The organism is Otariodibacter sp., assembly GCF_029256985.1.
Lineage (GTDB): Bacteria > Pseudomonadota > Gammaproteobacteria > Enterobacterales > Pasteurellaceae > Otariodibacter.
On sequence record NZ_JARIDQ010000018.1, the window covers coordinates 1 to 14,925 of the forward strand.

The 14,925-nt window shown below is 35.1% G+C and carries 16 protein-coding genes; 9 read left to right on the forward strand and 7 right to left on the reverse strand.

Features of this window, described 5'->3' with window-relative positions:
• Positions 1-69: EF-Tu C-terminal domain-related protein (locus Q1J40_RS01700; RefSeq protein ID WP_078536286.1), on the forward strand; the 69-nt coding region annotated here is incomplete at its 5' end.
• Positions 70-163: 94 nt separating this feature from the next.
• Complete coding sequence (locus Q1J40_RS01705; protein WP_301098305.1) at positions 164-1,441, forward strand: sulfurtransferase; 1,278 nt, start codon at positions 164-166, stop codon at positions 1,439-1,441.
• A gap of 62 nt (positions 1,442-1,503) precedes the next feature.
• Here the strand turns inward: Q1J40_RS01705 and ftsX are convergent, their stop codons facing one another.
• From ftsX to ftsY, 3 genes are read right to left on the reverse strand one after another with little or no spacing between them, the layout of a single operon-like run.
• Positions 1,504-2,430, reverse strand: coding sequence for a permease-like cell division protein FtsX (gene ftsX, locus Q1J40_RS01710; protein ID WP_301098306.1), 927 nt, complete (start codon positions 2,428-2,430; stop codon positions 1,504-1,506).
• 6 nt (positions 2,431-2,436) lie between these two features.
• Positions 2,437-3,093, reverse strand: a complete 657-nt coding sequence (ftsE, locus tag Q1J40_RS01715; protein WP_301098307.1) for a cell division ATP-binding protein FtsE — start codon at positions 3,091-3,093, stop codon at positions 2,437-2,439.
• Positions 3,093-4,529 carry a signal recognition particle-docking protein FtsY gene (gene ftsY / locus Q1J40_RS01720; protein WP_301098308.1) on the reverse strand — a complete coding sequence of 479 codons (1,437 nt, stop codon included), beginning with the start codon at positions 4,527-4,529 and terminating at the stop codon, positions 3,093-3,095. The genes ftsE and ftsY overlap by 1 nt, the downstream gene beginning before the upstream one ends.
• A 100-nt stretch (positions 4,530-4,629) precedes the next feature.
• Here ftsY and rsmD point away from each other — a divergent pair, with 100 nt between their 5' ends.
• The 7 genes from rsmD (at position 4,630) to cgtA (ending at position 10,358) form a co-directional block, all read left to right on the forward strand.
• Positions 4,630-5,220 carry a 16S rRNA (guanine(966)-N(2))-methyltransferase RsmD gene (rsmD, locus tag Q1J40_RS01725; RefSeq protein WP_301098309.1) on the forward strand — a complete coding sequence of 197 codons (591 nt, stop codon included), beginning with the start codon at positions 4,630-4,632 and terminating at the stop codon, positions 5,218-5,220.
• Positions 5,221-5,336: 116 nt separating this feature from the next.
• Entirely contained in the window at positions 5,337-6,131 is a 795-nt protein-coding gene (gene nagB / locus Q1J40_RS01730) for a glucosamine-6-phosphate deaminase (protein WP_301098310.1), read from the forward strand.
• 9 nt (positions 6,132-6,140) lie between these two features.
• Positions 6,141-7,286 carry an N-acetylglucosamine-6-phosphate deacetylase gene (gene nagA / locus Q1J40_RS01735; protein WP_301098311.1) on the forward strand — a complete coding sequence of 382 codons (1,146 nt, stop codon included), beginning with the start codon at positions 6,141-6,143 and terminating at the stop codon, positions 7,284-7,286.
• A 230-nt stretch (positions 7,287-7,516) separates the two neighbouring features.
• The gene (gene rplU / locus Q1J40_RS01740; RefSeq protein ID WP_301098312.1) at positions 7,517-7,828 is read left to right on the forward strand and encodes a 50S ribosomal protein L21; all 312 of its coding nucleotides are present in this window, start codon (positions 7,517-7,519) and stop codon (positions 7,826-7,828) included.
• Between the two features lie 20 nt (positions 7,829-7,848).
• Entirely contained in the window at positions 7,849-8,106 is a 258-nt protein-coding gene (gene rpmA, locus Q1J40_RS01745; RefSeq protein WP_121124341.1) for a 50S ribosomal protein L27, read from the forward strand.
• A 68-nt stretch (positions 8,107-8,174) separates the two neighbouring features.
• The gene (locus tag Q1J40_RS01750) at positions 8,175-9,107 is read left to right on the forward strand and encodes a DMT family transporter (RefSeq protein ID WP_301098313.1); all 933 of its coding nucleotides are present in this window, start codon (positions 8,175-8,177) and stop codon (positions 9,105-9,107) included.
• Between the two features lie 75 nt (positions 9,108-9,182).
• Positions 9,183-10,358 carry an Obg family GTPase CgtA gene (gene cgtA / locus Q1J40_RS01755; protein WP_301098314.1) on the forward strand — a complete coding sequence of 392 codons (1,176 nt, stop codon included), beginning with the start codon at positions 9,183-9,185 and terminating at the stop codon, positions 10,356-10,358.
• Between the two features lie 71 nt (positions 10,359-10,429).
• On the opposite strand, the gene Q1J40_RS01760 is transcribed toward cgtA, so the two are convergent.
• The 4 genes from Q1J40_RS01760 to Q1J40_RS01775 all read right to left on the reverse strand — a co-directional run.
• Entirely contained in the window at positions 10,430-11,350 is a 921-nt protein-coding gene (locus Q1J40_RS01760; protein WP_301098315.1) for a cation diffusion facilitator family transporter, read from the reverse strand.
• 89 nt (positions 11,351-11,439) lie between these two features.
• A complete protein-coding gene (locus tag Q1J40_RS01765) occupies positions 11,440-12,540 on the reverse strand; it encodes an endonuclease/exonuclease/phosphatase family protein (RefSeq protein WP_363321846.1) in 1,101 nt (366 codons plus the stop codon).
• Positions 12,541-12,615: 75 nt separating this feature from the next.
• Complete coding sequence (locus Q1J40_RS01770; protein ID WP_301098317.1) at positions 12,616-14,382, reverse strand: anti-phage dCTP deaminase; 1,767 nt, start codon at positions 14,380-14,382, stop codon at positions 12,616-12,618.
• A 61-nt stretch (positions 14,383-14,443) separates the two neighbouring features.
• The coding region (locus Q1J40_RS01775; protein ID WP_301098318.1) for a phosphoribosylformylglycinamidine synthase subunit PurQ at positions 14,444-14,925 on the reverse strand (482 nt) is incomplete at its 5' end.

Genomic DNA, 14,925 nt, shown 5'->3' on the forward strand with positions numbered 1-14,925 from the left:
TTACGTTTTGCGATTCGTGAAGGTGGTCGTACAGTAGGTGCGGGCGTTGTAGCGAAAATCATCAAATAATTATTGATGAATTAGGCATAAGAGAGGCGTATCGGTAGGTACGCCTTTTGTTTTTCTATTTGAGTTTCACAACATTCGTATTAAGGTTTAATCAATGTTAATGAAAACAATTTCTTATAAATCTTTCAATGAATTAGTCAATAATCCTAACTATATTCTCGTCGATAGTCGTAATAATTACTTTTTTAATGGTTTCAAACATAAAAATATAACGAGAGGTGGGCATATTCCTAATGCCATACAATTTAATGCTGACTGGTTAGCTCACATTACTCCCTCAAAATTTACAACCTTTGCAGGCGATAAAGGTTTAGATAAATCCAAAATATTAATTATTTACGATATGGATTTACTTAGAGCAACAGATCTAGGTAAGAGTCTTTTATTACATGGGTTTCGTGTTTTAATTTTTCCCTATTTTTTGCAATATATAGAGAGTAACCGACCGCTTGTCATTTTTCCTTATTTTGAATATAGCATATCTGCGGAATGGTTAAATAACTTGCTGATAGGGAAAGAGATTGAGGCGATACAAACCAATAACTTTATGCTATTTCATGTGTCTTGGGGAAAGCAAGAATCTTCAGAAGATTATAAAATACATATTCCAACCGCCTATTATTTTGATACAGATTGGATTGAGTCTGGACCTGTATGGAATCTTTTACCAGCAGAAGAAATTAGACAAAATCTATTAGATAATGGTATTACACAAGACAAAACTATTATTCTTTATTCGACTAATCAACTAGCTGCCTATCGAATATTTTGGGTTTTACGTTGGGCTGGTGTAAATGATGTCCGTGTGTTAGACGGTAATTTTTCCAGCTGGTTATCTTCGGGTTTTGAGGTTGAGGAAGAAGTAAATTACCCAATTAGAGAAGTTGAGTTCGGAGGAGATATTCCATTGAATCCTCATTTTAATATTTCTACACCGAAAGATATTCTTTATCATCAGCAACAAGGACTTAAATTAGTTAGTAATCGATCTTGGGATGAGTATATTGGGCAAACAAGTGGTTATACCTATATTTCAAGAAAAGGCGAACCGATAGATGCTATCTGGGGATTTGCAGGTACGGATATTTCTAATATGAATGATTATTTCTCGCCAGATGGGACGCTACGCAATCCTGATGAAATATTTCGGCTATGGGAAGAGCAAGGTATTCAAAAGGGTGATTTTTTAGCTTTTTACTGTGGAACAGGATGGCGAGCAACAATTGCTTGGTTTATAACGCAATTAGCGGGGTGGGAAAATACGACTGTATATGATGGTAGTTGGAATGCTTGGCAGATGGATGAAAATTTACCACTCAAGAATGAAAATATTCAATTACAGAAACCTAATGCGAGAAATAATTTTAAGTGAGGAGTGATAATAAAGCGGTAAGATTAAGTAAAACTTTTGCATAATCTCACCGCTTGTCAAAACTAGTATTTTGAACCAATTTTTTGAATATGACTATTTGTGGCAATTTGTGCGGATAACCAGCCTAAGAAGATGGTAGAAACAATAATTAATACTACTTCACTAAAATCAAAAGCATGTAATTCAAATTTGACAGTGAACATATCGGTAACATAACGTACGACACTCGTAAAATAGCTTATAGTCATCAAACTAAAAATAATTGCTAAGATACTACCTAATAATCCGTAAATCATTCCAATATAGATGAAAGGACGTGAGATAAAATAGTCTGTAGCGCCGAGTAATTGCATTACATTAATGGATGCTCGACTATTTGAAACATCTGAACGTACACTGTTACTGATAACTAAGAAAACGGCTACAAGCATAAGTAAAGTACAAGTTATGGCAATTCGAGCGATTAGTTGGTTTAAAGAAGTTAATTTTTCTAACCAACCATTATCTAATCTAACCTCTTGAATTCCTTTTATTTTTTGTAGTCCGTCGCGGAAAGTAAGCATATCCTCAGAAGAAGTAAATTCTTTTTTAGGTTTTAAAATAACTACTGCAGGAAGAGGATTATTATCTAACACTTCTAATGCTTCACCAAAACCAGACCAAGTTTGAAATTCCTCTAGACTTTGTTGGCGTGAAATATACTCTAAGGATTCTATTTTATTGGCATCAAATTGACGGATATTATCAACTACAGTATCTATATCACGATCTGATAAATTCTTATGTAGATAAACCGTCAATTCTGGTTCAGGATAAAACTCATCAGCAGCTTGTTTTGTATTTTTCCAAAGGAGATAGCTAATGGTTGGAATGGTTAACGAAACAGCAATAACGAGAATAGTTAAAAAAGTACCAAGTTTACGTTGCTTAAGATCTAGCCATACAGAACGCAAAATATAACGGGTTTGTGTATTCATTGAATTAAGCATTATTTTTTAACCTTTTAAGTGACCTTCTTCTAATACTAAACAAGGTTTGGGACGTTGTGCGATAATATGTGTGTCATGGGTCGCAACTAAAACTGTTGTTCCTGTTTGATTGAACTCTTCAAATAGACGGAAAATTTCAAAAGAAAGTTTATCATCTAAATTTCCTGTAGGTTCGTCAGCTAGTAGTAGTTGTGGACGATGGACGATCGCTCGAGCAATATCGACTCGCTGTTGTTCTCCACCAGAGAGATGTAGAGGGCGAAAATTAGCTTTATTTTCTAACCCAACTCTAGCTAAAGCCATTCTTGCTTCTCTTTCTACAGTAGTTCTGTTTAATCCCATAATGATGAGTGGCAGTGCTACATTGTCTAGAATAGAACGATCGGTGAGTAAACTATAATTTTGATGTACCATACCAATATGTCGGCGAAGAAAAGGTAGCTCATGTTCGGCTAGACGAGTAATATCATACCCATTAAATACTACTTGTCCACCATTAGCCCGTTCTATACCCATGATCAGTTTAAGTAGAGTTGTTTTTCCTGCACCTGAATGTCCGGTAATATATGCCATTTCGCCTTTAGGTAAGTGGAAGCTAATCCCTTGTAGTGCAAGTTTTCCTCCACCTTTATAAGCTTTACTTACATCTGTAAATGTAATCATTATTTTTTATCCTCATGACTAAATAAGGCGTCAATAAATTCATTTGCATCAAATTGACGTAAATCTTCAATTTTTTCACCTACACCAATATAACGAATAGGTAATTTGAATTGATCTGCTATTGCAAAAATGACACCACCTTTGGCTGTACCATCTAATTTAGTTAAGGTAATGCCAGTAAGTCCAACGGCTTCATTAAAGAGTTTAGCTTGACTGATTGCATTTTGTCCTGTCCCTGCATCTAAGGTCAGCATAATTTCATGAGGAGCTGTTTCATCATGTTTTTTCATAACACGGACAATTTTCTTCAACTCATCCATTAAATTATTTTTATTTTGTAAACGTCCTGCGGTATCAGCAATTAGTACATCAATCCCTTTTGCGGCAGCGGATTGCATTGCATCAAAAATAACGGAGGCAGAATCTGAACCAGTACTTTGTGCTACAACAGGAATATGATTGCGTTCACCCCAAACCTGTAGCTGTTCCACTGCAGCTGCTCGGAAAGTATCGCCTGCTGCTAACATAACAGATTTTCCTTCAGCTTGAAATTTGCGAGCTAACTTACCAATTGTAGTTGTTTTGCCGACACCATTTACTCCAACCATTAAAATGACATAAGGTTTTTTGTTGGTAATAATCAATGGTTCTGCAACAGGAGTAAGTACATTTGCTAGCTCAATTTTTAGTTGTTGATACAATAATTCAGCATCTTGTAGTTGTTTTTTAGAAGCATGCTGAGTCAAATTATCTATAATTTTTGTGGTTGTCGGCATACCTAAATCAGCAATTAAAAGTTGTTCTTCTAATTCTTCAAATAATTCATCATCAATTTTCTTACCACGGAAGAAATTGCGAAAGCCAGATCCGATATTTTCTTTGGTTTTAATTAATCCTTTAACTAATCGGCTGAAAAAACTACTTTCACTCGTTGGTTTTTCTTGGTATTCATCTTCTTTTGGTGCTAATTCGATAGTATCAGTAGAGATTTGCTTTTCCTCAATAACAGATTCTGTGTTATTGAGTTCATCTTGTGTAGTTTCTATTCCTACATTTATATCATTCGATGGACTCACCACTTCAGGAATGTTTTCTTTTACGATAGTCGTATCATCTTCTTTATCAGTAATGGCATCAACAGGCTTCGCTGTTTCCTCTGTTAGTTCTTTGATGTGTTCTTCAACTATTTGTGATGAATTTGATGATTCAATTTGCTCTACAACAGTTTGCTCTTCTGCTACTACAATAGTACTATCATCACTTTCGCTAATAGGATCTAATTTTTCGGCAGTTTCAGTAACTAATTCTACTGCTTCTTGAGATGCTGGAGAGTGTTGTTCTTCTTCTGGAGTAGTGGTTAATTCTTCTACTTTTTCTTCTTTTTTACCTAATCCCAACCAAGACCAAAATCCTTTTTTCTTTTTCTCTTCTGCCATTTATTCTTTTCTCCTCAATTAAAAATCCATTTTTGTTGAAAATGGAATACACTATCTCCTATAGTTTATCATTTTTTAGTAATGGTTTTTGCTGTTTGATATGAAAAAAATAAAGATTTCTAAACAAAAGTTATCAATGGGTGAAGTTCGTGTTATTGCTGGACTATGGCGGGGACGCAAATTACCAGTATTGAATGCGGAGGGTTTGCGTCCTACCACAGATAGAATGAAAGAAACCTTATTCAATTGGTTAATGAGTGATATCCCTCATTCTCGCTGTTTAGACTGCTTTGCGGGCAGTGGCTCACTTGGCATTGAGGCCTTGTCTCGTCAGGCACAAGCGGTCACTTTCTTAGAAAAATTTACAAATGCAGCTAATCAATTAAAAAAGAATTTGGTTAGCCTAAAAACAGACAAAGGGGAAGTAATTCATACGGATAGTTTACAATTTCTTGCTCAAAAAAATAGTGAAGTACCCTTTGATATTGTATTTGTTGATCCACCATTTCATTTTGGATTTGTTCCGCAAGTGTTGGCTCACTTAGAAAAGAATAAATGGCTTGCAGAAAATGCCTTGATTTATGTGGAAACAGAAAAAGAACATCCACCTTTGAGCTTACCTGCAAATTGGCGAATTATTAAAGAAAAAGTCACAGGGCAAGTTTTATCACAGTTGATTCTAGTTGAATAAGTTAAAATATGATCTTTTTCAAAAATTAGGCAAATATCATTACAAATGAAGTGATTTTTCTTATATAATTTTAATATTGAAGTTTTATTTCAAGTTATAACTATCAAGGAGATTATATGCGTTTAGTTCCTTTAGATTCTGCCGAGCAAGTAAGTCAATGGTCTGCTCGTTATATCGTTGATAAAATTAATGCGTTTAAACCAACAGCCCAAAAACCTTTTGTATTAGGTTTACCAACGGGTGGGACACCACAAAAAACCTATCAAGAATTAATTAGATTACATAAAGCTGGTGAAGTGAGTTTCAAGAATGTTGTTACTTTTAATATGGATGAATATTTAGGCTTACCAAAAGAACACCCAGAAAGTTATCATACATTTATGCATGAAAATTTATTTAATCACATTGATATTCCAGCAGAAAATATTAATTTGCTTGATGGTATGACAAATGATGTTGATGCAGAATGTGAACGTTATGAAGCAAAAATTCGTTCTTATGGCAAAATTCATCTATTTATGGGGGGGGTAGGTGTTGATGGACATATCGCATTTAATGAACCAGCTTCCTCACTCGGATCACGTACACGTATCAAAACATTAACCGAAGATACCTTGATCGCTAATTCTCGTTTCTTCAATAATGATATTAACCAAGTACCAAAATTTGCATTGACGGTTGGTGTAGGCACATTATTGGATGCGGAAGAAGTACTTATTTTAGTGACAGGCTATAACAAAGCATTAGCACTACAAGCTTGTGTTGAAGGTCCAGTAAACCATATGTGGACAATTAGTGCATTACAAATGCATAAAAAAGCAGTAGTTGTATGTGATGAACCTGCAACACAGGAACTTAAAGTAAAAACAGTGAAATACTTTAAACAGCTAGAGCAACATGTGGCTCGTTAGGAGAATATTATGAATCATTATGCATTAACTAACAGCGTTATTTATACAGAAGATGATGTACTTTACCAACATGCTGTTATTGTTAAAGATGATAAAATTGAAGCAATCGTTTTTGAAAAGGATTTAGATTCTTCCATTCCAAGTGTAGATTTAAAAGGGGCTAATCTTACCGCTGGATTTATTGATGTACAAATCAATGGGTGTGGCGGCGTGATGTTCAATGAGGATATCAGTGTGCGCACCCTTGAAATAATGCAAGAAACTAACTTGAAATCAGGTACAACTAGTTATTTGCCAACTTTCATTACTTCACCAGATGAAGATATGAAACAGGCGATTCAAGTGATGCGTGATTATTTAGCAAAATATAAAAACCAAGCATTAGGATTACACTTAGAAGGCCCTTATATCAGTGTGAAGAAAAAAGGGGTACACCGCCCAGAATTTATTCGTGAAGCAAGCGATGAGATGATCGATTATCTTTGCAAAAATGGCGATGTTATTACCAAACTAACCTTGGCGGCTGAAAATAAAACAGCAGACCACATTAATAAATTTATTGATGCAGGTATTATTGTGTCTATCGGTCATTCAAATGCAACTTATGAAGAAGCTACACAACGCTTTAAAGAAGGGGCAAGTTTTGCAACTCACTTACATAATGCGATGTCACCTGTTAGTTCAGGGCGTGATCCAGGTGTTGTGGGTGCAGTATTAGATAGTGATGTTTATACTGGTATTATTGCTGATGGTCATCATATTGCATGGAGTAATATCCGCCTTGCGAAAAAAGTGAAAGGTGAGAAGTTAGTGCTTGTAACTGATGCTGTTGCACCTGCTGGTGCAAATATTGATTCATTTATCTTTGTCGGTAAGAAGGTATTATTCAAAGATGGTAAATGTATTGATGAATTTGGTAGCTTGGGCGGATCGGCTGCAACAATGATTGAATCTATTGAAAATGTAGTTCAACATGTAGGAATTTCACTTGAAGAAGCGATTCGGATGTGTACGATCTATCCAGCAAAAGCGATCCATGTAGACGATCATTTAGGATCAATTAAAGCAGGTAAGATCGCAAACCTTGCTGTATTTGATCATCGCTTTAAAGTGTTAGGTACAGCTGTTAATGGTGAATTTAAATGGGCTAATTAAAATCGTGGAGATTAATAATTAACTCTAGGTTTCTAAAGGTTGTTTGAATTGATTTATTTAGACAACCTTTTTTATATACAGTGTGGCTTTTACAAGAATACGAAAAATTTGCATTTTTCTCAAAATGTTACTTGCCCTATGAGCAGTTTTTGCGTAAAATCGCACACCTATTTTATGTGAATTTAAAAGTGCTGAAAGCGTAGCGAAAAGCACAGATTAGCGGAGTAAATATGTACGCAGTTTTCCAAAGTGGCGGCAAACAACACCGAGTAAGCGAAGGTCAAGTTGTTCGTTTAGAAAAACTTGAAGTAGCGACTGGTGAGAAAGTTGAGTTTGACTCAGTGTTAATGGTCGTTAATGGTGAAGATGTTAAAATTGGTACCCCAGTTGTTGCTGGTGGTAAAGTGGTAGCAGAAGTTGTTTCTCACGGTCGTGGCGATAAAATTAAGATTGTTAAATTCCGCCGTCGTAAACATAGTCGTAAACAACAAGGTCATCGTCAGTGGTTCACAGAAGTGAAAATCACTGGGATTCAAGCATAATTTCAGAGGAGATCAAGTAGATGGCAACTAAAAAAGCTGGTGGTTCGACTCGTAACGGTCGTGATTCTGAAGCTAAACGCCTTGGTGTTAAACGTTTCGGTGGCGAGTCTGTTTTAGCAGGTAGCATTATCGTTCGTCAACGTGGTACTAAATTCCACGCAGGTACAAATGTAGGAATGGGTAGAGATCATACTTTATTTGCAACTGCAGACGGTAAAGTAAAATTTGAAGTTAAAGGTGAAAAAAGCCGTAAATACGTAAGTATTATTGCTGAGTAATCTTCAAATTAAGAATAAGAAAACCTCGCTAATTTGGCGGGGTTTTTTGTATTAGAAGAAGTAAAAATATGAAACAACAACCTGTTCTTGGTTTTTTTCTTGCATTAATAACAGCTATTATGTGGAGTACACTTCCAGTAGTATTACAACCTTTATTAACAGCAATGAATGCACAAACGATAGTATGGTTTCGATTTGTGACTGCGGCAATTGGTATTTTCTTGATTTTACTTTTTACAAAAAAATTACCTAAACTGACCGCTTTAACCAAGACTTATCGTTGGCTTATCCTTTTAGGCATAGTAGGGCTTTCTGCAAATTTTTATTTATTTAACTTTTCACTAAATTATATACCAGCAGCAGCTGGTCAAGTATTGAGTCCTCTTTCTTCTTTTTCAATGATCTTAAGTGGGATCTTTTTATTTAATGAACGTTTAGGGTTACATCAAAAATTAGGTTTAGTTTTACTGCTAATTGGACTAGCATTATTTTTTAATGATCGCTTTGGCGACTTTGGTGAAATGAATACTTATGCTATTGGGATCTTAATTAGCGTTGCTGCAAGCTTAGTTTGGGTGGGTTATGGTATCGCCCAAAAAATGATGTTAAGTCAGTTTAGTTCACAACAAATTTTACTCTTTATTTATATAGGGTGTGCAATTGTATTTACCCCTTTTAAAGATGTGAGTCAGATTAGTAATCTTACGCCATTTACATGGGGATGCTTAATTTTTTGTTGTTTGAATACCATCATTGCCTATGGATGTTATGCAGAAGCGCTAAATCGCTGGGAAGTAGCGAAAGTCAGTATGTTGATGCCTCAAATGCCAATATTAACCATTATTTTTACTGAGTTAGCTTATTTGATTGCTCCTGAACATTTTACTGAACCAGATTTAAATACGTTAAGTTATATTGGTGCAGGATTAGTTGTACTTGGGGCATTATCGGCTGCTGCAGGACACAAAATAATTTACCGTCGTCAAATGCGACGGATTTAATAGATTGCTTAAAAATGGCAAAAGATAAGTGTGATCTTACCGCTTGTCTGCTATTTTGAGCAAATAGGAGAAAAAATGAAATTTATAGATGAAGCGCTGATTCGAATTGAAGCAGGCGATGGTGGAAATGGATGTGTGAGTTTTCGCCGTGAAAAATTTATCCCAAAAGGTGGGCCTGATGGCGGTGATGGCGGTGATGGTGGAGATGTTTATTTAATCGCAGATGAAAACCTAAATACCCTCATTGACTACCGTTTCGAAAAACGCTTTGCAGCAGGTCGTGGTGAAAATGGCCGAGGTTCAAATTGTACAGGGCATCGTGGTAAAGATATTACGTTACGTGTACCAGTTGGAACAAGAGCAATAGATAACGATACGCAAGAGATTATTGGTGATTTAACCAAGCACGGTATGAAAATGCTAGTGGCAAAAGGTGGATTTCATGGTTTAGGTAATACTCGCTTTAAATCATCAGTAAACCGCGCACCCCGCCAAAAAACGAATGGTACTCCAGGTGAAAAACGTGATCTTATGCTAGAGCTTATGTTGTTAGCAGATGTAGGAATGTTAGGTTTACCAAATGCGGGTAAATCAACCTTTATTCGTGCTGTATCAGCGGCAAAACCAAAAGTAGCAGATTATCCATTCACCACATTGGTACCAAGCTTAGGTGTGGCTCGTGCAAGTTCTGATCGCAGTTTTGTGATTGCAGATATTCCAGGGCTAATCGAAGGAGCCGCTGATGGTGCAGGATTAGGTATTCGTTTTTTAAAACATTTAGAGCGTTGCCGAGTGTTGATCCATTTAGTTGATATTATGCCGATTGATGAAAGTGACCCTGCAGATAATATTTCAATCATTGAATCTGAACTTTACCAATACAGTGAAAAATTAGCGGATAAACCACAATGGCTTGTTTTCAATAAATTAGATGTGATTGGGCAAGAAGAAGCAGAAAAACGTGCGGCTGAAATTGCAGAGCAAATTGGTTGGGAAGGCGAATATTATATTATTTCTGCGGCTACGGGCGATAATGTTCAAGAGTTACTCCACAATATCATGGACTTTATTGAAGCGCATCCACGTATTGAGGAAGAAGATAAACCAGTCGAAGAAGTTGAATTTAAGTGGGATGATTATCATCAACAAGCGATGAAAAATCCAATTACTGAAGACGATTGGGATGATCTGGATGACGATGGTTGGACAGAAGAAGATGATGAAGGTGTTGAATTTATTTATAGACCTTAATTCACCTAATTCACCCTAATTTATAATAACAAAAATCCTCTGATAGCATTTTCTGCCAGAGGATTTTTTATTTATACTTCAAAATGATTATTAATTTTAGGGTTTTCTATTTGAATAGTGACATGATTAATACCATGCTTTTCTTTTAAAATATTGGTGAGGTTTTGCACAATTTTGTAATCATTGAAACTGTCGTATCGAGTTAGTATGACATGGAAAGATAAGCTATATAAATCGTCTGAAATACTCCATAAATGAAATTCATGGATATCTGATACCCCCTCAATTGATAAAATTGTTTTATAAACTTCATCTGTCTTCAATCCTTTAGGTACGGCTTCCATCAAAATATAAAATGCGGCTTTACAAATTTTATAACCACCTAAGAAGATTACTACTCCAACAATTAAGCTGACTAACGCATCAATTTCAGAGATACCTGTTAATTTAATAAGTATTGCAGCAATAATTACACCAACTGAATTGAGTAAATCACCAATAAAATGCCATAAGGCACTTTTGATATTTAGGTTATTTTCAGCTTTTAAGCTACGCATTAAAATAAAAGTTAAAATAATATTAATAACGAGTCCAATGATAGCAACCGTCATCATAAGATTAAAATCAATGGCAATAGGATTAACTAATCGAATAATGCCTTCATATAAAATACCTAGAGCAATGATAATCAAAGCTAGCCCATTCAGAAATGCTGCAATAATTTCTAATCGGGCATAGCCATAGGTAAAACGTTTATCTGATTTTTTCGCAACATAGTAGATGGCAATCATACTTAACACTAGTGCTAAGGCATCTGAAAACATATGAAATGAGTCAGAGATAAGAGCTAAGGAACCACTCAGCAAGCCACCAATTAATTCTATTAAAGCAAACAGTAAAGTTAACACTAATGAAATCCAAAGTGTTTTTTTGGATTCTGTTTGAATCTTATAATGGTGAGCATGATGATGCTCAAAAGTTATATGTTGCATAATTGTCTAATTAATTAGTGATTTACAATAAAGTAAGTGCATATTATGTATAAAATTAATACTACGGATAAAAAGCTCACAAAATCATGTTAGTTTTCGTAAACTTTTTGATACTTCTCAAAAATCACTTTCTTTGCAGGATCTGCCTTATCAATCCTTTCTTTTGCCTCTTTGTGATCTTCCTTATCAACATCAGGTGTATCTTGAATATTTTCTACTTCAGGTTTGTATTGGAAACTACCATAAACAGGGAAGTGATCTGAACCAATTTCAGGTAACACTCGAATTTCACGCACCATAAAATCATTACTATGGAAAATATGATCGAGTGGCCAGCGTAAGAAAGGATATTTTGCATGGAAGGTACTGAATAATCCACGTCCGATACGAGGATCTAGTAATCCACTTGTTCGTTGGAATAAACGAGAAGTGGATGACCATGCCACATCATTCAAATCACCAAAAACTAACACTTCTTTATTGTTATTTTTTATCTCTTGCCCAACTAACAGCAATTCTGCATCTCGATTGGTTGAAGTAGCGCTTTCGGTTGGTGTCGGTGGCATAGGGTGCAAACAATAGAAATGAATCCATTCACCAGAAGGTAAACAAGCTTCAGTATATATGGAGGGAATATCTTCTTGTACCCAATGGCGAACTTCGGTATTACGTAATGGCAAGCGACTATACAAATGCATTCCATATAAATTATCCAACGGAATTTTTACTGTATAGGTATAGCTTTTTTCGATTGGAGCAAGTTGCTCTTCCCACCATTTATCACTTTCTAGGGTGAGTACAACATCAGGTTGCCATTTTTCAATGAGTGCTAGCAATTTGTGGGCTTGTCGATTAGGCGTTAATACATTGGTTGTCAGTAATGAAATACTGCGTCCATCTTGCTTACCATGATATTGCACGACTTGTTTTTTCGCTAACCGAGTATAAGCAGAAATTTCCCAAAACTGATAAGCAAAACAGCCAATATTGAGTAAGTGGAGTATGACCGACAACCATGTTGGCTCAACATAAAAGAAGTAGCTAAGCACCAAGCAGATCAGATTCAACACTGCAATTTGCAACCGTGGAAAATCAAAGATCCGCACAGTCCAATGGTTAATAGGTAACAGTGGTAGCAAAGTTGCTACCACCGGTAAACAGTATAGGATTGTGAGTAGAGTGTTCGTCATTTTATATTAAATAAAAAAGCCTTAAGGTATTAATTTAATGAATAACTAATTTCCAGGTTTAGTATGTGTAAGTGGTTAATTTGATCCTTCTTCCCAAATAGATAAAGCTTTTTTTTCTAAGTCTCTATAAGATTCTGTTAATAAAGGTGTTCTAATTGATTTAGAATCATTATCCCATGATAGGATTGCCCCTGTTTTTTGTTTTCTCTTTAATTTGATACCAGCACCTAAACTCATCGAGAATAGATCTAAGAATCTACGCGGACCAACGCCAATAAATGGCTCAAATATTACTTTATTATTTGTAATTGGTGTATTGATATCAAAAGATGATTTCAACTCTATTGATTCTGAATGGAAATCTAACGCTTTACTTTTCGGATAAGGTTCAACGTAAACAACTCTCTGAATTCCAGATGCTATTATATGTTTTGCACAATTATGGCAGGGAAAAGTTGTACAATATAAAACAGAATTTAAGGTAGAAATACCTTCTCTTCCACATGATAATATAGCTTCCATTTCTGCATGAACAACCCTACCAAATTCAGTGAGATCTGCTATTTGGCTCTTTTTTAATATTTCTTCAAGCATCAGTTTCTTCTTTTGTTTTTCTTCTTCTGAAAATAAATTATCTGATTGTCTTAAAATTCTCTGAATCATTTCATTTTGTGCATTTTTATTTGAATCAAATCCTTTCTTATAATCTTTCCCACTTTCTATATCTTCTATTTTTCCGTCACTATTTTGGACTGCCCAATATAATCCACCTCCAAATTTTGGTACATCATTTGCTCCAGTTGCAACAATTTGTTCTTTTTTACTAATAACAGCTCCTACTTGTCGTGATAAATCACCCGATCTCACAGAACTATTAAATGCCATAAACATCGCAAACTCATCGAAAGTTGGATTTAGGTATGGATTAGAAAAAATTAAATCTAAAAATCTTTGTAAAGTGTTTCTAACTTGATCTGTGTTATTCCCTATATTTAAGAAAAAGTCAGAGAGGTGATAAGTATCTCTAGTTTTTTGACCGTGAGAAATGTTTTCATTTTCATCAGTGTTAATTAATTCGTTTGCTTGCTCAGGTTCACATCCCTTTTCACTTAAAAAATCTAGCCTTCTGTCTTTATCAGCATGTATTCCGAATAAATAAAAACCCTCTCCATAGACTTTTCTTAAAAGTTCTACTTCATCTGGATGTTTTAATGAATCAATAATATATACTTTCTTATTTTGTTTATTTTCTTCCCTCTTTTCAGCTATTAATTTTATTGCACCAGTAGCTAAAATTGCATTATTTTGACTTCTTTCTCTCAACAGATCACCCTGTTTTATGTAATGTTTTATTCTATCATATTCTCCTGTATCATTTTTAGTCTCAAACTTAGGAAGGAGAGATGATAATTTTATTGTATCAGCATAATAACTAAATTTCTGTAATTTAGTTATTAACGAATCTATAATTATGTCAGATTCCGCTCCTACAGGACTAACTATACCTATAATTAATTCACTATCATTTATAGTTGCTCCTGGATACAAATAATTATCAGTTTTATATGGATTAATATTATCCTCTATATTTTCATCATTAGTTATACTTACAGGAATATTCTCAGAATCTAATTTTATATTTCTTGCATATTTCACATTTTTTCTTGTTTCTATCTGAAATATTACTGTTAAACCTTTCGATAGTTTATCAAAATCTATATTAATAAGATCTTTTTCTAGGAAAAAATAATCCTTAGATTCTTCTTCTGTTAGCTTAGAAATATAACCAAATCTTTTTTCCATATTGATATATTGGATTTTACTTTTTTTGGTATCAGCCATAATTCATTCCTCTTGGTATTAAGTAATATTCAATTAGCCAATAAATTAACATAGATAGATTCTAAAATACCACTCTCGCATTTCTAAATAATCTCATCCAAGCACCGTCTTCACTCCAGTCTTCAGGGTGCCAAGAGTTGCTGACTGTGCGGAATACACGTTCTGGGTGAGGCATCATTACTGCTACACGTCCGTCTGCGTTGCTGATAGCGGTAATCCCTTGGGCTGAACCGTTCGGGTTAGCTGGATAAACTTCCGTTGGTTGTAGATTATTATCAATGTATTGTGCAATCACGAGATTTTGTTTTTGCAAATTATCAAGCTGATCTGCCCGCTTGAATTCTGCTCGACCTTCTCCGTGAGAAACAGCGATTGGCATATGTGAACCAGCCATACCTTTAAACCAGTGTGAGTTAGTTTCGTTGATACGTACTAAGCCAACACGAGCTTCAAAACGCTCTGATTTGTTGCGAACAAAGCGAGGCCAGTTTTCTGTACCCGGAATAATTTCAGCAAGGTTAGATACCATTTGGCAACCATTAC